15 protein-coding genes are annotated in these 17,925 nt (G+C 62.8%); 6 read left to right on the forward strand and 9 right to left on the reverse strand.

Features of this window, described 5'->3' with window-relative positions:
• Positions 1-43: 43 nt before the first annotated feature.
• Positions 44-1,033, forward strand: coding sequence for an aldo/keto reductase (locus MA04_RS19150; protein WP_262462237.1), 990 nt, complete (start codon positions 44-46; stop codon positions 1,031-1,033).
• Here the strand turns inward: MA04_RS19150 and MA04_RS19155 are convergent.
• From MA04_RS19155 to MA04_RS19190, 8 genes are all read right to left on the reverse strand, one after another.
• A complete protein-coding gene (locus MA04_RS19155; protein ID WP_163123247.1) occupies positions 1,030-2,028 on the reverse strand; it encodes a LysR family transcriptional regulator in 999 nt (332 codons plus the stop codon). The genes MA04_RS19150 and MA04_RS19155 overlap by 4 nt on opposite strands.
• Before the next feature lie 21 nt (positions 2,029-2,049).
• Entirely contained in the window at positions 2,050-2,847 is a 798-nt protein-coding gene (locus MA04_RS19160) for an enoyl-CoA hydratase (protein WP_262462240.1), read from the reverse strand.
• 29 nt (positions 2,848-2,876) lie between these two features.
• Complete coding sequence (locus MA04_RS19165; RefSeq protein WP_262462241.1) at positions 2,877-3,338, reverse strand: OsmC family protein; 462 nt, start codon at positions 3,336-3,338, stop codon at positions 2,877-2,879.
• Between the two features lie 177 nt (positions 3,339-3,515).
• Positions 3,516-3,995, reverse strand: a complete 480-nt coding sequence (locus MA04_RS19170) for a hypothetical protein (protein ID WP_163123255.1) — start codon at positions 3,993-3,995, stop codon at positions 3,516-3,518.
• A 2-nt stretch (positions 3,996-3,997) separates the two neighbouring features.
• The gene (locus MA04_RS19175; RefSeq protein WP_262462243.1) at positions 3,998-4,267 is read right to left on the reverse strand and encodes a YtxH domain-containing protein; all 270 of its coding nucleotides are present in this window, start codon (positions 4,265-4,267) and stop codon (positions 3,998-4,000) included.
• A gap of 293 nt (positions 4,268-4,560) precedes the next feature.
• Positions 4,561-5,574, reverse strand: coding sequence for an isocitrate dehydrogenase (locus MA04_RS19180; RefSeq protein WP_022993917.1), 1,014 nt, complete (start codon positions 5,572-5,574; stop codon positions 4,561-4,563).
• Between the two features lie 339 nt (positions 5,575-5,913).
• Positions 5,914-7,008: an NADH:flavin oxidoreductase/NADH oxidase gene (locus MA04_RS19185; RefSeq protein WP_262462245.1), complete on the reverse strand. Its 1,095-nt coding sequence runs from the start codon at positions 7,006-7,008 to the stop codon at positions 5,914-5,916.
• A 65-nt stretch (positions 7,009-7,073) separates the two neighbouring features.
• Positions 7,074-7,928: an AraC family transcriptional regulator gene (locus MA04_RS19190; protein ID WP_316252631.1), complete on the reverse strand. Its 855-nt coding sequence runs from the start codon at positions 7,926-7,928 to the stop codon at positions 7,074-7,076.
• Positions 7,929-8,883: 955 nt separating this feature from the next.
• Between MA04_RS19190 and MA04_RS19195 the strand changes: the two genes are divergently transcribed.
• The 5 genes from MA04_RS19195 (at position 8,884) to MA04_RS19215 (ending at position 16,959) form a co-directional block, all read left to right on the forward strand.
• Positions 8,884-10,002, forward strand: coding sequence for an efflux RND transporter periplasmic adaptor subunit (locus MA04_RS19195; RefSeq protein ID WP_394356166.1), 1,119 nt, complete (start codon positions 8,884-8,886; stop codon positions 10,000-10,002).
• Between the two features lie 75 nt (positions 10,003-10,077).
• Entirely contained in the window at positions 10,078-13,263 is a 3,186-nt protein-coding gene (locus tag MA04_RS19200) for an efflux RND transporter permease subunit (RefSeq protein ID WP_262462251.1), read from the forward strand.
• Positions 13,256-14,692, forward strand: coding sequence for an efflux transporter outer membrane subunit (locus MA04_RS19205; protein ID WP_262462253.1), 1,437 nt, complete (start codon positions 13,256-13,258; stop codon positions 14,690-14,692). Before MA04_RS19200 ends, MA04_RS19205 begins: the two co-directional genes overlap by 8 nt.
• A gap of 637 nt (positions 14,693-15,329) precedes the next feature.
• Positions 15,330-16,271: a bestrophin family protein gene (locus tag MA04_RS19210; RefSeq protein WP_163123270.1), complete on the forward strand. Its 942-nt coding sequence runs from the start codon at positions 15,330-15,332 to the stop codon at positions 16,269-16,271.
• A gap of 70 nt (positions 16,272-16,341) precedes the next feature.
• Entirely contained in the window at positions 16,342-16,959 is a 618-nt protein-coding gene (locus tag MA04_RS19215; RefSeq protein WP_022993908.1) for a flavin reductase family protein, read from the forward strand.
• Between the two features lie 143 nt (positions 16,960-17,102).
• On the opposite strand, the gene MA04_RS19220 is transcribed toward MA04_RS19215, so the two are convergent.
• Positions 17,103-17,888, reverse strand: a complete 786-nt coding sequence (locus MA04_RS19220; protein WP_262462257.1) for a siderophore-interacting protein — start codon at positions 17,886-17,888, stop codon at positions 17,103-17,105.
• Positions 17,889-17,925: the final 37 nt, after the last annotated feature.

The following is a 17,925-nucleotide window of genomic DNA, read 5'->3' on the forward strand; positions in this document are numbered from 1 at the left end:
TTTCCTTTCATTGAAAAGAGCATGTCTGTCGAGGAGCTCAAAGATGCAACAACGACGATTGGGCCGGGACGGTCCGCTGGTATCGGCTCTGGGCCTGGGCTGCATGGGCATGAGTGATTTCTATGGGGACCGGGATGACCGGGAATCCATTGCCACCTTGCACGCGGCCTTGGAGAAGGACATCACCCTGATCGATACCGCCGACATGTATGGGCCGCACACCAATGAAGAACTGGTGGGACGCGCCATCGCCGGCAAGCGTGATCAAGTGTTTCTGGCCACCAAATTCGGCATTGTCCGCGATTCCTCGAATCCGCACGCCCGTGGTATCAATGGTTCCCCGGACTACGTGCGCGAATCGGTGGAAGGCAGCCTGCGTCGCTTGGGCGTGGACACCATCGATTTGTATTACCAGCACCGGGTGGATCCGCAAGTGCCGATCGAGGACACCGTCGGCGCCATGGCCGATCTGGTGCGGGAAGGGAAGGTCCGCTACCTCGGATTGAGTGAGGCGGCGCCGGATACCCTGCGCCGGGCGCAGGCGGTGCATCCCATCAGTGCCTTGCAGAGTGAATACTCCCTGTGGACGCGTGACCCGGAAGACGGGGTGTTGGACACCTGTCGCGAACTGGGCATCAGCTTTATCGCCTACAGTCCACTGGGGCGGGGGTTTCTCACCGGCGCGATCCGTTCGCCGGAGGATTTCGAGGAAGGGGATTTTCGCCGCCACAATCCGCGTTTCCAGGGGGCGAATTTCCAGCGCAATCTGGATCTGGTGGATCAGGTGCATGCCCTGGCTGAACAGAAGCAGGTGTTGCCATCGCAACTGGCGCTGGCCTGGGTGCTGGCCCGGGGCGAGGATGTGATCGCCCTGTTCGGAACCAAACGCCGCCGTTATTTGCAGGAGAATCTGGCGGCGCTGGAGGTGCGACTGAGCGACGATGAGCTGGCGCGGCTGGATGCGATCTTTCCCCGCCACGGCGCCGCTGGCGAACGCTATGGTGAGGAAGGCATGCGGACCGTGGGAAACTAGCCGGGCACGGCGGTTCCAATGGGCTGCCCGCTGGCCAGGCGGCGTTCATCCAGCAGCCAGTCGCGGAAGTCGGTGACGATGGTCCGGGGTGAGACGCGCTCCGGGCTGACGATGAAATAGTGGAACCGGCAGGGCAGCGCCACTTCACTTAACCGCCGCAGGGTGCCGGCGGCCAGCTCCGTCTCCACCAGCTCCGGGCAGACCAGCCAGGCGCCCTGGCCGGTGAGGGTGGCTTCCAGTGCCAGCAAGCCGTTGCCGAAGTGGTGCTCGCGGGCATCGGCGGGAAATGGCTCTCCGGCTGCTTCGCACCATTCGCGCCAGCCGAACCGCTCATTGGAACGGCCGGCGGTATTGTCGGTGAGCAGGGCGCCCTCATCGAGCACCTCGGCGATGGTGCTCCGGCCCGTCGCAGGAGCAACCACCGGCTCCAGCGCCACTTCCAACAGCGGTGAGCTGTCCATATCCGGGTACTCGCCGTAGCCGAAGCGGATCGCCAGATCGATGCCGGCGCGGGAGAAGGCGGAAGCGGTGACCGGTCCTCCGGGGGCGGTGTCCACGGAATGCAGACTGGCCTGCAGACGCACTTCCGCCTCCGGGTGGCGGGCGTAGAAACGATGCAGGCGTGGCACCAGCCATTTGGTGGCGAACAACGGCTCGGCGCACACCGTGATGACGTCCTTGGCTTCACCCTGGCTGCGCAGTTCATCGACAGCATCGAGCAGCGCGGCGAAGCCGTCCTGTAACCGGGGCAGGATGCTCAGGGCCGCCGCCGTCGGCGTGACCCGGCGATGGTGGCGAATGAACAGCGCCACCCCGAGTTGCTCCTCGAGGGCTTTGATCTGATGACTCACCGCCGCCGGGGTCACGCTCAATTCCTTGGCGGCGGCGGCGAAGCTGCGGGTGCGCGCCGCCACTTCGAAATAGGCCAGAGCCACCAGCGGCGGCAGGCGCCGCATGAAGCCGGCGGGCAAGGAGGACCGGGTGTGTTCGTTCATCGGTTTAGCGTTGCCATTAGCTTAGCGATGCCATTGTGCCGCCCGTTTGTTGAGGAAGGCGTCGATACCTTCGGCGGCGTCCGCTTCCATCATGTTTCGTGCCATTACTTCTCCGGCAAAACGATAGGCTTCGTCCAGGGGCAGCTGCCGTTGCCGGTAGAACATGGCTTTGCCATGGCGGATCGCCGCCGGGCTTTTCTCCATGATCGAAGTGGCCAGGGCGGTTACCGCGCCGTCCAGTCCCGCTTCCGGCACGGCTTGATTGATCAATCCCCAATCGGCGGCGGTGGCGGCGTCGATGAAGCGCGCGGTCACCAGCATTTCGAAGGCGCGCTTGGCTGAGACATTACGGGACAAAGCCACCGAAGGCGTGGAACAGAATAGCCCGGCGTTGATGCCGGAGACGGCGAAGCGGGCGCTGTCCGTGGCCACCGCCAGATCACAACTGGCCACCAGCTGACAGCCGGCGGCGGTGGCCACCCCTTGAATGACCGCGATCACCGGCACCGGTACCGCCAGCAGGCTTTGCATTACACCGCTGCAGGTGGCGAACAGTTGCCGGTAATAATCCTCCTCGCCTAAATGCCCGTGCATCTGACGCAGATCGTGGCCGGCACAGAACGCCTTGCCCGCCGCCCGCAACACCACGCAGCGCAGGGTTTCGTCGTTGGCCAGAGCGTCCAGCTCGGTTTTCAGCGCCGCCAGCATCTCCTCGGACAAGGCGTTGTAGTGGCGGGGCCGGTTCAGAGTCAAAGTGACCAAGCCATTCTGGTCTTCACGCAGTACCAGAGGGGCATTGAGATCGGCTTGCGCGCTCATCACGATTCTCCTTGTTTTGCGTTATCCGCTCAGGCCGCCGCGGACTGGGTGCGCAGGCGCACCTTGGTCTTCAGTGAATTGCCGATGAAGCAATTACGGTGAGCGCCGGCATGCAGGCGTTGCAGCTCGGCCGGTTCCGGTGTCTGGCCGTCGGCGAACTCGATGGTGGGTTGCAATTCCACCCGGGTCACCGCCAGCCGGCCTTCCTCGTTCTTTTCCAGAAAGCCCACCGGTGTGTCCTTGTAGCTCTCCACCCGGTAGCCCTTGACGTCGGCGATGGCCAGGAAGAACAGCATGTAGCAACTGGACACCGAGGTCACCAGAAGTTGCTCCGGGTCGGCGCAGTTGCCGTCTCCTTGATAATCCACCGCGGCGGAGACTTGCACGGTCTGACCGCCATTGAGGGTGGCCAGATGGTTGCGGGAGTAGCTTCCGCTGCCGTCCGGGTGGTCGGCGCGGGTCCAGGCAATGGCGGCGTGATGTTCTGACATCGGCTCTGCTCTCTTCTGAAAATGGGCTGGTTTCTGAAGATGGGCCGGGCTGCCCCGGCGAGCATTACCATTGCATCAGCTCTGCTTAATGAAAAGCGATGTTTTCTAGGGGTTTGGCCTATCCAGGCTAATGCAAAAGGAAAATAGCGCCAACCCGGAAGGTGGCGGCGCCGGGGCTCAGTCTTGCTGATTAAAGGCCCGCCAGGTGTCCACGGCTTTACGTGTCACCACCGGGCCGGCAACCTGGGTCAGCGCGCGGCGCAGGGTGGGGCTGGCGGCAATCGCCACGCCGGCGGTGAAGGCGCCGATCATCAGCAGACCACTATTGCGGCGCGCCCACTCCAGGGTCTGATCGCCGACCAAGGGACGCAGACCGGACTCCAGGACGCTTTCCGTCGGGCTCGGCGCCGGTGGCGGCGCTTCGTCCCGGGCTGGACCGGGTCGGTTGGCGCGAACCAGGCCGTAGCCGAGGGCGGCGGCCACCACCAGCAGACCGGCGCCGCTGATCAACGCGGCCAGCGCCGCGCCCAGCGGCGGTGTCATCGCGATCCAAGCCGCCGCCGTCAGGCTCAGCAATGCCGCCAGGCTAATCAGCATGATCAGCCAGATCATCGCATTAAGACTGAACAGCCCGGCCAGCATGCCGCGCAGTTTCACACTCAACGGCCGAGCAGTTTGCCGAGCAGCAGGCCCACGCCGAACGCCGTGAGCACGCTGGTAAAAGGGCGGGCCTTGATCTCCTCCCCCAGATGCTCGGCTTGCCGGGAGGCGCTTTGGCGGGCGCCTTCGAAGGTTTCCCGGGCGCTGTTGAGATGCTCTTGCGCGCGCTCTTGAGTGGAATGCTTGACCGCGTCGGCCAGGGCTTTGAGGTCCCGGCGCAACTGCTCAAGGTCTTTTTTCAGGGCTTCGGTTTCCGCTGACTGGTTCATGACGCCTCCTTGGTATAGACCTGCGTTCTGATATGAACAACGAAGCTTCAGCATATAGAGAGCAGGACCGCGGCGCCTAGAGGGCAGGCTGTTAAAAATGCAAAACCATGGGGTTTCTTGATCCGGCTCACGAGCGGGCCGGGAATGGTGGGTCGTGAGCCGCTGCCTCACCGTTTCCCTCAAACCGAACTACGAAGCCGCTGTGGGAGCTTGCCTGCAAGCGAATGAGGTTCGCTCAGGCGTTGAGCAACATTCGCCTGCAGGCAAGCTCCCACAGCGGCTTCGCAGCCATATTACTGCGCCAGCTTACGAATCACTTCGTCGGTGAATTCCGTGGTGCTGCTGCGCCCACCCAGATCCGGGGTGACTTTGTCCCCTTCACCGACCACCGTGCGCAGGGCATTGCGCAGGCGCTCGGCTTCGCTGTTGAGATCCAGGTAGTCGAGCATCATGGCCGCGCCGAGCATCAGGGCGGTGGGGTTGGCGACCCCTTTGCCGGCGATGTCCGGTGCGCTGCCGTGCACGGCTTCAAAGATGCCTTTGTCTTCCCCGACGTTGGCGCCCGGTGCCAGTCCGAGGCCGCCCACCAGGCCGGCGCAGAGATCGGAAAGAATGTCACCGAACAGGTTGGTGGTGACGATGACATCGAAGCGGTGAGGGTTCATCACCAATTGCATGGCGCAGTTGTCGACGATCATTTCCTCGTGCTCGATATCGTCGTATTCCTTGGCCACGCTGCGTGCCACATCCAGGAACAGCCCGGAGGTGGATTTCATGATGTTGGCTTTGTGCACCACGGTGACTTTCTTGCGGCCCAGCCGGCGCGCGGCTTCGTAGGCGAAACGAATCAGACGTCTGGATTCCTTGCGGGTGATGACGCTGCGCAGCTCCGCCCGTTCGCCATCTTCGCTGACCATCTGGCCTTCACCGGAGTAGATACCTTCGATATTTTCGCGGACGGTGAGAATATCGACGTTGTCGTAGCGGGAACGGACACCGGGAATGGAGAGGGCGGGGCGGACGTTGGCGAACAAATCGAAGTATTTGCGCAGGGTGACGTTGACCGAGCGGAAGCCCTTGCCCACCGGGGTGGTGATCGGCCCTTTCAACGCCACCGGATTCTTGCCGATCATGTCGAGGGTTTCCTGGGGGACCAGATCGAGGCCCTTGTCCAGGGCGGTTTGCCCGGCGATGGCGTAGTCATAGGCCAGGCCGCAGTCCAGAGCATCCAGGACTCGAACGGTGGCATCGACGATGTCCGGGCCGATGCCGTCGCCCGGGATGATGGTCACGCGTGTTTCCGCCATGGTTTCCTCTCCTTCTGGTCTTTTGGAATGCAGAAAAATTATGGTGGGTCCGTCGCCACGTTGTGGGTGGGGGGACCGTCTCGGCCGGATCCCGGGGTGGGTATCCGGCCGTAGCTGTCCGGGCCGGTAAGCGGGAAGCTGAATTTGCGCCCTATATGGGGGCGGATCTGTTCTGATTCAAGCAGGCCCGCCCGGGTCCCGGCAAGCGGACGGCCTCTTGTATTCAAGTTCCGTGCCGTGACGAAACCGTGTCAGCACGGGCAATGGTGCATAACGGAGGCACAGGAATGGGGCGGGCAAGGCGGGTGGCCCGGTGAGCGTGCACCGGGCCGGGGCGGTTTACTGCGTGAACAATCCGCGTGCGCTGTAGGGCTCGCTACGCAGATATTGCGGGGAGGCGTGGATCGTGGCGCCGAGACGGGCCGCGGCGTGCCAGGGCCAACGCGGGTTATACAGGATGCCACGGGCCAGGCCGACGGCATCCGCCTGGCCGGACGCCAGCAGTGTTTCCGCCTGCTCTGGCTCGGTGATCAGGCCCACGGCGATGGTGGTCAGGCCGCTTTCGGCCTTGATGCGAGCAGCCAGGGCGGTCTGATAACCGGGGCCGACGGGAATCTTCTGCGCCGGTGTCAGGCCGCCGCTGGAGACATGAATGAAATGGCAGCCGCGTGCCTTGAGGGCCTTGGCCAGCGCCACGGTTTGCTCCAGGTCCCAGCCGTCCGCTGCCCAGTCGGTAGCCGATACCCGTACCCCGACCGCCATTTCCGGCACCGCTTCGCGGACGGCGTCGAACACCTCCAACAGCAACCGCATGCGGTTTTCCAGACTGCCGCCATAGCGGTCGTCACGGTGGTTGGACAGCGGCGACAGAAACTCGTGCAGCAGGTAGCCATGGGCGCCGTGGATCTCGATCAAATCCAGCCCCAGGCGGCGTGCCCGTTTGGCGGCGGCGACAAAGGCTTCAATCAATTCACCGATCTCGTCCTCGGAAAGCGGCTCCGGAGCCTGTTCATTGTCGGCGAACGGCAATTCGGAGGGCGCGCGGGTTTGCCAGCCGTTGTCCTGATCCGGCCTGATTTGCGCTCCGCCCTCCCAGGGGCGGTGCGTGGAGGCTTTACGGCCGGCGTGGGCCAGTTGGATCCCTACAGGCATGGGAGACCATGCGCGCACTTGGTCGAGCACGGTTTTCAGGGCGGCTTCGTTGTCGTCGTTCCACAGTCCCAGATCCTGCGGGCTGATGCGGCCTTCCGGCAACACCGCGCTGGCTTCCAGGATCAGCAGGCCGGCGCCGGATTGCGCCAGGGTGCCCAGGTGGATGGTGTGCCAGCTGGTGGCGTTGCCGTTGTCGGCCGAATACTGGCACATCGGGGCGATGACGATACGGTTATCCAGGTTCAACGGACCCAGTTCGAGCGGGGTAAACAGATGGCTCATGGACCTCTCCGGAAAGGGGGCGCAAATAAAGGAAAGGGGCGGGCACGCCGCCCCTGGAGACGGGGTCAGGCGGGGGCGCCGACGCCCTCACCGGTCAGCAGGCTCTGTACGTGGGCGCGCGGCGGCGCGCCGAACATACGGCTGTATTCGCGGCTGAATTGGGAGGGGCTTTCATAACCTACCCGGTAGCTGGCGGTGGCCGCTTCCAGGCCCTCGCTGAGCATCAGACGACGCGCCTCATGCAGACGCAGTTTCTTCTGGAACTGCAGCGGCGACATGCGTGTCACCTGTTTGAAGCTGTGGAACAGGGACGATTCACTCATATTGACCTGATCCGCCAGATCACGAACCCGCAGCGGTTGGGTATAGCGGTCCTTGAGCAGGGCGATGACCTTGGAAACCCGGTGGGACTGACTGTCGGCGGCGGCGAACTTGCGCATGCGCGCGCCCATTTCGCCGATCAGCGCGCGATACAGGATCTCGCGCCGGATCAGTGGTGCCATGATCGGTGTGTCGGCGGGCTTGTCCAGCAGTTCCACCAGGCGGGTGGTGGCGTCCAGCATGGCGGTGTCGATGGGCGCCATGCACAGCCCGCAATTGATCTCCGGGCAGTGATCCTCTTCATTCACCGCCTCGCCCAGTTCGAACACCAGATCCGCCACTTCCTGGGAATCCACATCCAGACGAATGGACAGAAACGGCTCGCCGGGGCTGGCAACGTTGACCTGTCCCAGCACCGGGAGGTGGACGGATGACACCAGGTAACTCAAGGGGCCATAGACGATTTCGCGGTCGCCAAGCCAGATTGTCTTGCTGCCCTGGACGATGACGCACAGACAGGGCTCGTAGATGGCCGAGGTGCATTGCGTGGGCGTATTGGCCCGGCCCAGATGCAGGCCCGACAGTGTGGATTCCTCCATGCCATCCTCTGGAGCATGCCGCAGGACGGTTCTGGTAAGCCGGGAACGGAGCTGTTCGAGTTCGACGTCCTGCCCGGACGGTGAAAAGGAAAGGGAGTGATGCGCCACGATAGTGCCCTCCGTGTGAATGCCCCGCAGTATACGCACTGCCCGTGACAGGGTAAGCGCGGCTTCTGGAATGCTGCAGGATCGTGCAATGACTGTGGAGTAACAAGCAATTTCAGGCAAGCCGAAGGGGTTGTCATGGTGATCCGCGACAATCCGTAATCTAGCCTGATCCGGCTCTGCCTGGTGCGTGCATCAAATTGAACGGATGTCGGTTTTATGACGCGGCAATATGGTGCAAAGCCTTTTGTTTCAACACTATTGCCCTTGTTTGGGACGGCGGCTTCGGTGGCGTGATGTTGTTCGCACTTGCCGGATAGTGGATCACTGATCCGGGCCGGTCTTTGGCGGAGACGGCTGCCTGATTCTGTATTGTTCACAGAATCAGGCAATTATCCCGCAGTAAACGGATACCGCAGCCTGGCGGCTGTCCTCTATTGTGTTCGGCGTGGAAGGGACCCGCCGCCAGTCGGCGGGGAGGGGCCGTCAGGTGGCAAGCGGGGGCCCCGATCCATATTGCTGTCGAATAGGTCGTGCCTATATCGACCATCGGTAAAGCCATCAAGAAATGCCGTTGACCTCAATCTTAGTTGAGGAATTAACGTTCGCGATCTGGGGGAGAACGAGTCCAATGCCCGGGGCATTAAATCGTTTGACCTCTCTTGATGGTGTTTCGCTATTGACTGACGGTCAGTCAATTTTTAGAGTTTTGCAAATGGGAACCATTTTCAATTGAAGGCAGGCGTATTGCCTGCAAGGCCCGAACAGCAGGAGCGAGCGCAACATGGATTCAATCAATACCCATTACGCCAGTGGGGGAGAGCTGATCATCGGGCTCGCCCTCATACTGATGGTGGCCGTTGGATTGGCCGGCTGCGATGCCCGTGGTGAGCAGGAGCAGGCGCAAATGCCGCCTCCGGCGGTCAAGGTGGCGAAGGTGCTGGATGACCCGGTGATGCTGTGGGATGACTTCACCGGCCGGGTGGCGGCACCGGAAACCGTGGACCTGCGTCCCCGCGTCAGCGGTTACATCGACAAGGTGAGCTTCGAGGAAGGGGAACTGGTGGAACAAGGCGATGTGTTGTTCGTCATTGACCAGCGCCCTTACCGTGCCCGTGAACGGGCTGCCGCCGCCGACCTGGCCCAGGCCCGTAGCCAGTACCAACTGGCCAAGAGCGAGGCCTCCCGGGCGGAACGGCTGGTGGCCAGCCGCGCCATCTCCCGCGAGGAATACGACCGCCGGGCGTCGGCGATGGTGTCAGCGCGCGCGGCCATGAATGCCGCCGAAGCGGCGTTGGAAACCGCCCGTCTTGATCTGGAGTACACCGAGGTGCGCTCTCCGATCACCGGCCGCGCCGGCCGCGCCATGGTCACCCGTGGCAACCTGGCCAACGCTGATCAGACCTTGCTGACCACACTGGTGTCGGTGGATCCGGTGTACGTGTATTTCGAGAGCGACAGCGATTCCTACCTGCGCGGTCGTGAGCTACTGGGTAATGGCGAGGGCACCGAAGTGCGTATCGGGTTGAGCGGTGAAAACGGCTACCCGCATCGGGGCAAGGTCGACTTCATCGATAACCGTCTCAACGCCAGCACCGGCACGTTGCAGTTCCGCGCCGTGGTGCCGAACCCGGATGGCCGCTTCAAGCCGGGGCAATTCGCCCGGGTGGAACTGCCCGCCGAACGTCTCGACACGGCGTTGTTGATCGACAGCAAGGCGCTGCTTACCGATCAGAACCGCCGTTATGTCTACGTGGTGGACGATGAGAACAAAGCATCCCGCCGTAACGTCGACGCCGGCCGTACCGTGGATGGCCTGGTGGTGATCCGCGACGGGTTGAAGCCTGGCGAGCGGGTCATCGTCAACGGTGTGCAGAAAGTGTTCATGTCCGGTATGCCGGTGGCGCCGACGCTGGTGGAGATGCGCGCGGCGGCCACCAAGGAACCGGAAGTGGCGGCGACGCCCTGATCGACTGACACCGACATAACCCAAGTCTATGGATCGAGCGCGCTCTCCGGGGCGCGCCAAGAGGGTACTCTTGTCATGAATTTTTCTCGTTTCTTCGTCGACCGCCCGATCTTTGCCGCGGTGCTGTCGATCATCATCCTCGCGGTCGGCGCCATCTCGATCCCGATGCTGCCGATCAGCGAGTACCCGGAAGTGGTGCCGCCCTCGGTGGTGGTGCGCACGGTTTACCCCGGCGCCAACCCCAAGGTGATCGCCGAAACCGTGGCCACGCCCCTGGAGGAGTCCATCAACGGCGTCGAGGACATGATGTACCTCAAGTCGGTGGCCGGCTCCGACGGTGTGCTGCAAATGACCGTCACCTTCCGCCCCGGCACCGACGCCGATGACGCCACGGTAAGGGTGCAGAACCGGGTCAGCCAGGCGCTGGCACGGTTGCCCGAGGACGTGCGCCGCCAGGGCGTGACCACCCAGAAACAATCGCCCACCTTTCTCATGGTGGTGCATCTGACCTCGCCGGACGGCCGCTACGACACGCTGTACCTGCGTAACTATGTACGTTTGCATGTGAAGGATGTGCTGGCCCGGATCCAGGGCGTCGGCGATGCGCAGATCTTCGGCGGCGGCGACTACGCCATGCGCGCCTGGCTGGACCCGGACAAGATCGCCTCGCGGGGCATGACCGCCAGTGATGTGGTGGGCGCCATTCGTGAACAGAACGTTCAGGTTTCCGCCGGCCAGCTCGGCGCCGAGCCGATGCCCAACAGTGATTTTCTCACCCTGATCAATGCCCAGGGCCGGCTGCGTACGGTGCAGGAGTTTGGTGACATCGTATTGAAAAGCGGTGAGCAGGGCGAAATTGTCCGGCTTTCCGATGTCGCCCGTCTGGAACTGGGCGCCGGTGACTACACCCTGCGCTCACAACTGGATGGCAAGGACGCGGTGGCGGTGGGTATCTTTCAGGCGCCCGGCGCCAATGCCCTGGAAATCCGTGATTCGGTGATCGCCGCCATGGACGAATTGTCCACCCGTTTTCCGGAAGGGGTGAAGTACGAAGCGGTGTACGACACCACTATTTTCGTGCGCGACTCCATTCATTCCGTGGTGAAGACCCTGCTTGAAGCGGTGCTGCTGGTGGTGCTGGTGGTGACGCTGTTCCTGCAGACCTGGCGTGCTTCGATCATTCCGTTACTGGCGGTGCCGGTATCGGTAATCGGTACCTTCTCGGTCTTGCTGTTACTCGGTTATTCCATCAATTCACTGACGCTGTTCGGGTTGGTGCTCGCCATCGGGATCGTGGTGGACGATGCCATCGTGGTGGTGGAAAACGTGGAACGGAACATCGAGGAGGGACTCTCTCCGGTGGCCGCCGCCCACCAGGCGATGAAGGAAGTGTCCGGCCCGATCGTCGCCATTGGCCTGGTGTTGTGTGCCGTGTTCATTCCCATGGCGTTTCTGTCCGGGGTCACCGGTCAGTTCTATCGCCAGTTCGCGGTGACCATCGCCATTTCCACCGTCATCTCCACGATCAATTCGCTGACGCTGTCCCCGGCCTTGGCGGCCAGACTGCTGCGCTCCCATGATGCGCCGAAGGACCGCCTCACCCGCATCATCGACGGGCTGTTCGGCTGGCTGTTCCGTCCGTTCAACCGTTTCTTCAACAGCAGTTCCGAGAAGTATCAGGGTGCGGTAAAGCGGTCATTGAGCCGTCGCTCGGTGGTGTTCATGGTCTATCTGGTGTTGCTGGTCAGCACCGGTTTGATGTTCAAGGTGGTGCCGCCGGGGTTCATCCCGACACAGGACAAGCAGTATCTGATCGCCGGCGTGAAATTGCCCGAAGGCGCTTCCCTGGAGCGCACCGACAAGCTGCTCAAGACGGTCACGGATATCGCCATGGAGGCGGAAGGCGTGGCGCACTCGATTTCGTTCCCGGGACTCAATGCGCTGCAGTTCACCAATACCTCCAACACCGGTCTGGTATTCCTGCCGCTGGAGCCGTTCGATCAGCGTGAGCGCACTGCGGAGGAGATTAACGCCGAGATCAACGCCAAGATTTCCGCGTTGAGCGAGGGCTTCGCGTTCTCCTTCATGCCGCCGCCCATTCTGGGGCTGGGCAATGGTGCCGGTTACCAGATGTTCATCGAGGACCGGGGTGGATTGGGGTATGGCGCTTTGCAGGAGGCGGTCAGTGCCTTCCAGGGTACCATCTCGCAAACACCGGGGATGACCTTCCCGATCACCAGTTATCAGGCCAACGTGCCGCAGCTGGACGCGGTGGTCGACCGCACCAAAGCCAAAGCCCAGGGCGTGCCGATGACGGAGCTGTTCGACACTCTGCAGACCTATCTGGGCTCCACCTACGTGAACGACTTCAACCGCTTCGGGCGCACCTGGCAGGTGATCGCCCAGGCCGACGCGCCGTTCCGTGACAGCGTCGAGGACATCGCCAATCTGCGGACCCGCAATGAGCAGGGCGAAATGGTGCCGATCGGCTCCATGGTGGATATCCGGCAAACCTTCGGGCCGGATCCGGTATTGCGCTACAACGGCTACCCCGCCGCCGACCTGGCCGGCGAAGCCGATCCAAGGGTGATGTCGTCCGCCCAGGCCATGGACAAACTGACGGAACTGGCGGACCAGGTTCTGCCCAACGGCATGAGCTTTGAATGGACCGACCTGAGTTACCAGCAGCACACCCAGGGCAACGCGGCGCTGGTGGTCTTCCCGTTGGCCATCCTGCTGGTGTTCCTGGTGCTGGCGGCGTTGTATGAAAGCTGGGTGCTGCCGTTGGCGGTAATCCTGATCGTGCCGATGTGTATGCTCTCCGCGCTGATCGGTGTGTGGTTCGGCGGCGGTGACAACAACATCTTTGTACAGGTAGGGCTGGTGGTTCTGATTGGTCTGGCCTGTAAGAACGCCATCCTCATCGTGGAGTTCGCCCGTGAACTGGAACTGCAGGGCATGGAGACCGTGAAGGCCGCTCTGGAAGCCTGCCGTCTGCGTCTGCGTCCGATCATCATGACCTCGATCACCTTCACCGCCGCCGTGGTGCCGCTGGTACTCGGTCATGGCGCCGGCGCGGAAGTGCGCCAGGCGCTGGGGGTGGCCGTGTTCGCCGGCATGATCGGTGTCACCTTGTTCGGACTGTTCCTGACGCCTGTGTTCTATGTCGGCCTGCGCAAACTCGCCGGTCCGCTCAAGCACTCCCACGCTTCCACCATGGACGGCGAAGCCCACGGTCTTTCAGGAGAAAGTCATGCATAAGTACGCTCTGAGCGCTGTGCCACTGATCATGGCCCTGGCCGGTTGCGCGGTGGGACCGGACTATCAGGAGCCGGAGACACCGTTGCCGGAACGCTTCGTTGGCGCCGACCAGGTGCGGCCGTTCGATGAAAGTGCCGAACGCCGTTTCTGGTCCGGCTTCGACGATCCGTTGCTGGCGGACCTGATTGATCAGGCACTCAATGCCAATCACGACCTGCGTGCCGCGCTGGCGCGCTACCAGAGAGCGGAAGCGCTGCTGCGCGGTGCTCGCCGGGAGCAACTGCCGAGCGTCACCGTCAATGGCAGTGCCGCCGAGCAACACCTGGCGGAAGTGGAGCGGAATGCTCCGGGCGGCGCGGAGCGAGTGGAGCTCTATCAGGCTGGTGTCGCCGCCGGTTGGGAGCTGGACCTGTTCGGACGTTTGCGGCGCGCCACCCAGGCGCAAGCGGCGGAGCTGGATGCCGCGGAAGCGGATCTGGGAGCGCTGCAGGTGGCCATGGCCGGTCGCATCGCCAACAGCTATTTCCAGCTGCGTGGCCTGCAGCAACAGATGCAGGTTGCTCGCCGCAATGTGGAGAACCAGCAGCAGGCGCTGGATATCGTTCAGGCGCGCATGGAAGACGGCAGTGCCACGCGTTTGGATGAGGCCCGCGCCCGGGCACAACTGGACGCGGTGCGGGCCACGGTGCCGCAACTGCAAACCGCGATTCGGACTTACATGTACCGTATCGCGGTGCTGACCGGGCGCACCCCGGACAGCCTGGTGACCACCCTGGCCGAGCCCGGTGACTTGCCGGCGCAAGTGCCGGATCTGGCCACCGGCACGCCGTCTGGTGTGTTGCGCCGGCGCCCGGATATCCGCGCCGCCGAGCGTCGCGTGGCCGCCGCCACCGCCCGTATCGGCGTGGCCACCGCCGACCTGTTTCCGCGTTTCACGCTGGAAGGGCTGATCGGCAGCGTCGCCTCCCGTGACGGTGACCTGTTCAGCGGTCCGGCGGAAGGCCGGCGCGTTGCCCTGGGGGTGGACTGGACCTTCCTCGACTTCGGCAAGGTCCGCTCCCGCATTGATGCCGCCGATGCCGAAACCCAGGCCGTCATCGCCGAGTACCAGCAAACCGTGCTCACGGCGCTGGAAGAAACGGAAACCCAACTGGTGCGTCACCAGCGGGCCCGTGAACGCACCGAGCTGTTGCGCCACGCCACCGACGCCGCGCAGCAGGCCGCCGAACTGGCACGCCTGCGTTACCGGGAAGGCTTCATCGGTTTCTTCGAAGTGCTGGACAGTGAACGGGAATTGATGGACACCCGCGATGCCTTCATCCGCAGCCGCACCGAAGTGACCCTGGCGATGGTGGATCTGTACCGCGCCCTGGCCGGCGCACCAGTGCCGCCGGAGCAGGATCCGGCAAGGAGAAGCGCGGCGCGCTAAGTAACGGCCGGGTCCGCTTGCCGTCCCAGAAGGTATCAATGCAGCGCTGTCTACAAGGCCGCTGTGGGAGATTCTATGGTGCCCTGCAAGCCCGCCACGCTAGTGCGCCATTCGCCAGCAGGCTGGCTCCCACGGATCATGCCACGAAGCCGCTGTGGGAGCTTGCCTGCAAGCGAATTCGACGTCAGATGATGGGAAAAAGACAAAAAAGCCCGCTTGCAGAATCAAGCAAGGTTCATGGAGCCCTGGGTATTAGCAATACCGCTTCCGACGGCGACAATGGACACACATAAAGGACACAACGCGATAGGAGGAACCGACATGTTCGATACCCATGCTTTGCAGCGCTCGACAAGGACCACCAATCCGGCGATCCAACATTTTCTGGCGCTCACCGCCTGCTATCTGCGTACTCCGCTGGTGTTGTGATCCTCACTCGCCAGCGAGATCCCATATAACTTTCTGCCAACAGGCCCTTTAGCGGTCTCTCGTTAAATCGGCGGTGCTGGTCCACCGCTCCGATTTCTTACCCCCAAAAGGTCAGGGACGACCTTCTTTTTTTCTCCCTGTTTCGTTTGATGGCGATTTGCCATCGGATTCCCTATCATCGGCGCGCCCTGCCTTGAAGGATTCTCCGATGATCGTTCGTGACCGTCCCAATCCCATTGCGTTATTGATCGCCCTGCGTGGCTCGGTGGTGCCGGATATCCTGCCGCACATTCTGCTGGTGGCGTTGTTTGCCTCGGTGATGACCCTGGTCAGCCAGTACCACGTGTTGGATGTGAGCCACTACACGGTGATGCCGGTGACCTTGCTGGGGATCGTGCTGTCGATCCTGCTCAGTTTCCGCAATAACGCCGCCTATGACCGTTGGTGGGAAGCGCGCAAACAGTGGGGCCAGATGGTGTATGAGATCCGCAGCCTGGCAAGGGCCAGTGGCACCTTACTTGGTAATGAAAAGTTGGGTAACGAAGAGTTGGGGAATGACGAGCCGCGCCGTCGGGAACTGCTGGGGTTGGTTCTGGCGTATGCCCACGCACTGCGCGGGCAACTGCGTGAGGAAGACGTGCGCGAGGCACTGTTAAAGGTGCAGGAGCCGGCAGTGGTGGAGAAGGCCCTGGCCCATCGTAACGGCGCCGACTGGTTTTTGCGCCGGGCCGGCGATTGGGTGGGGGAACGCTATCGGGAGGGGCGTCTGGACAGTATCGGCGTGAGCATGCTGGATCAGCGGCTGACCGCTTTGGCCGGTGTGCAGGCCGCCAGTGAACGCATCGCGCAGACACCGTTACCGTTTGCCTATGCACTGTTGGCCCACCGTACCGCCTACGTCTACTGTTATTTACTGCCGTTCGTACTGATCGGCTCCCTGGGCTGGAGCACGCCTTTGTTCGTGGCGGTAGTGGCCTACACCTTCTTTGGGCTGGACCGTTTGGCGGAACATCTGGAAATGCCCTTTGGCCGCGAAGCCAACGATCTGCCGTTGGACACCATCTGCCGGACCAATGAAATCTCCGTGGCGGAAGCCCTGGGCGATCCGGCACCGGAACCGCTGCCGGTGGTCAACCACCAGTTGCAGTAAACGGGGGCGACGGCTTGCCCGGCGGCGCCCGCTGGCTCAACATGACAGCTTCGCGCTGTGGAGACGGTTGATGCAAGACGCCTACTTCTATGAGCCCGCCAAGGGCCACGGTTTGCCCCATGATCCGTTCAATGCGCTGGTGGCGCCGCGCCCGATCGGCTGGATCGGCTCCCGCAGCGCCGAGGGCGTGCTCAATCTCGCGCCCTACAGTTTCTTCAATGCGTTCAATTACCACCCGCCGATCATCGGCTTCTCCAGCATCACCTATAAGGACAGTGTGCGGAATATCGAAGCCACCGGGGAGTTCACCTGGAATCTGGCCACCCGCGCGCTGGCGGAAGCGATGAATCAAAGCTGCAAGGCGGTCCCGCCGGAAGTGAATGAATTTGAACTGGCGGGGCTGACCGCGGAGCCATCTCGGTTGGTATCGGTGCCGAGAGTGGCGGAAACCCCGGTCTCCTTTGAGTGCCGGCTCAGCCAGATTCTGCGTCTGAACACCGCCGCCGGTGAAGCGGTGGACACCTGGGTGGTGTTCGGAGAAGTGGTGGGGGTGCATATCGCCGCCCATCTGCTCAAGGACGGCATCTACGACACCGCCGCCGCCGAGCCGATTCTGCGCGCCGGCGGTCCGGCCGGATACTTCTCCGTGGATCCCTCCCAGTACTTCGAGATGTACCGGCCCCGCTGATCGGCGCCGGACGCCAGTTCTTCATGAGTTCTGCGAACTACGGCGCCGCTGTGGGAAGCGAGCTTGCTCGCGAATCGGCGTGTTGGTGTGCCGGTATGCAGAGTGGTGTAGGCATTCCAGCTCCTTGTGGGACACCAATGACCTCACTCATTTTGCTCCCGGCGCTTGGCGACCTGGTGGGCGTCCTCGGTCAATCCGATCTGCCAGTAGCCGCTGGCGTACAAGTGATGGCGTTCCACCCGCCGCTCCTGGACCAGATAGCGGCGGATGGCGCGCACCGCGCCGCTTTCCCCCGCCACCCACACCGCCGGAGAGCCTGTCAGCCAGGGCAGGGACATGACCTTGTCCACCAGGCCCAGGGCGGGCTGCTCCGGATAGGGATTTACTCGCCAGTGCACCTCCAGGCCAGAGGGGAAAGGCAAGGGCTGCTGATCCGCGGGGGAGAGAATGTCCAGTACCGCATAGCCCTGGGCACCGGCCGGCAAGCGTTCGATATTGGCGCTGATCGCCGGTAACGCCGACATGTCGCCGGCGAACAGGAACCAGTCGGCGTCGTAATCAACGAACTTCGGCGCCCCCGGCCCGGCAAACCCGATGCGGTCCCCGGAGCGGGCATGGGCCGCCCAGTGGGACGCGGGGCCATGGTCGGTGTGCATCATGAAGTCGACGAAAATCTCACCTCGGATCTTATCGAAGTGACGCAACGTATAGGTGCGTACCACCGGTCGGTGCTCCGGCGGCGTGTCGCCGTAGGGCGGCAGCGCAATGTCGGTTTGTCCCTCGCGGGGAATCAGCAATTTGAAATTGGCGCTTTCATGATTCTCGGGAAAGTCACTGAGATCGCCGCCGCCCAGAACCACCCGTTTCATGTTGGGTGTGAGGTTCTCGGTGCGCAGGACTTCCAGAATCCGGGGAGCGGGCCTTGGCATGGTCTGTCTCTCCACTGGATGTGGGTTGTGGTGTCGA

It is taken from the genome of Alloalcanivorax balearicus MACL04 (assembly GCF_025532145.1).
Taxonomy (GTDB): domain Bacteria; phylum Pseudomonadota; class Gammaproteobacteria; order Pseudomonadales; family Alcanivoracaceae; genus Alloalcanivorax; species Alloalcanivorax balearicus.

Excerpts from the sequence above, each read along its gene's own strand:
- MA04_RS19150 (WP_262462237.1), top strand. The coding sequence starts at position 44 with ATGCAACAACGACGATTGGGCCGGGACGGTCCGCTGGTATCGGCTCTG.
- MA04_RS19155 (WP_163123247.1), bottom strand. The coding sequence starts at position 2,028 with ATGAACGAACACACCCGGTCCTCCTTGCCCGCCGGCTTCATGCGGCGC.
- MA04_RS19160 (WP_262462240.1), bottom strand. The coding sequence starts at position 2,847 with ATGAGCGCGCAAGCCGATCTCAATGCCCCTCTGGTACTGCGTGAAGAC.
- MA04_RS19165 (WP_262462241.1), bottom strand. The coding sequence starts at position 3,338 with ATGTCAGAACATCACGCCGCCATTGCCTGGACCCGCGCCGACCACCCG.
- MA04_RS19175 (WP_262462243.1), bottom strand. The coding sequence starts at position 4,267 with ATGAACCAGTCAGCGGAAACCGAAGCCCTGAAAAAAGACCTTGAGCAG.
- MA04_RS19180 (WP_022993917.1), bottom strand. The coding sequence starts at position 5,574 with ATGGCGGAAACACGCGTGACCATCATCCCGGGCGACGGCATCGGCCCG.
- MA04_RS19185 (WP_262462245.1), bottom strand. The coding sequence starts at position 7,008 with ATGAGCCATCTGTTTACCCCGCTCGAACTGGGTCCGTTGAACCTGGAT.
- MA04_RS19190 (WP_316252631.1), bottom strand. The coding sequence starts at position 7,928 with ATGGAGGAATCCACACTGTCGGGCCTGCATCTGGGCCGGGCCAATACG.
- MA04_RS19195 (WP_394356166.1), top strand. The coding sequence starts at position 8,884 with ATGGTGGCCGTTGGATTGGCCGGCTGCGATGCCCGTGGTGAGCAGGAG.
- MA04_RS19200 (WP_262462251.1), top strand. The coding sequence starts at position 10,078 with ATGAATTTTTCTCGTTTCTTCGTCGACCGCCCGATCTTTGCCGCGGTG.
- MA04_RS19205 (WP_262462253.1), top strand. The coding sequence starts at position 13,256 with ATGCATAAGTACGCTCTGAGCGCTGTGCCACTGATCATGGCCCTGGCC.
- MA04_RS19210 (WP_163123270.1), top strand. The coding sequence starts at position 15,330 with ATGATCGTTCGTGACCGTCCCAATCCCATTGCGTTATTGATCGCCCTG.
- MA04_RS19215 (WP_022993908.1), top strand. The coding sequence starts at position 16,342 with ATGCAAGACGCCTACTTCTATGAGCCCGCCAAGGGCCACGGTTTGCCC.
- MA04_RS19220 (WP_262462257.1), bottom strand. The coding sequence starts at position 17,888 with ATGCCAAGGCCCGCTCCCCGGATTCTGGAAGTCCTGCGCACCGAGAAC.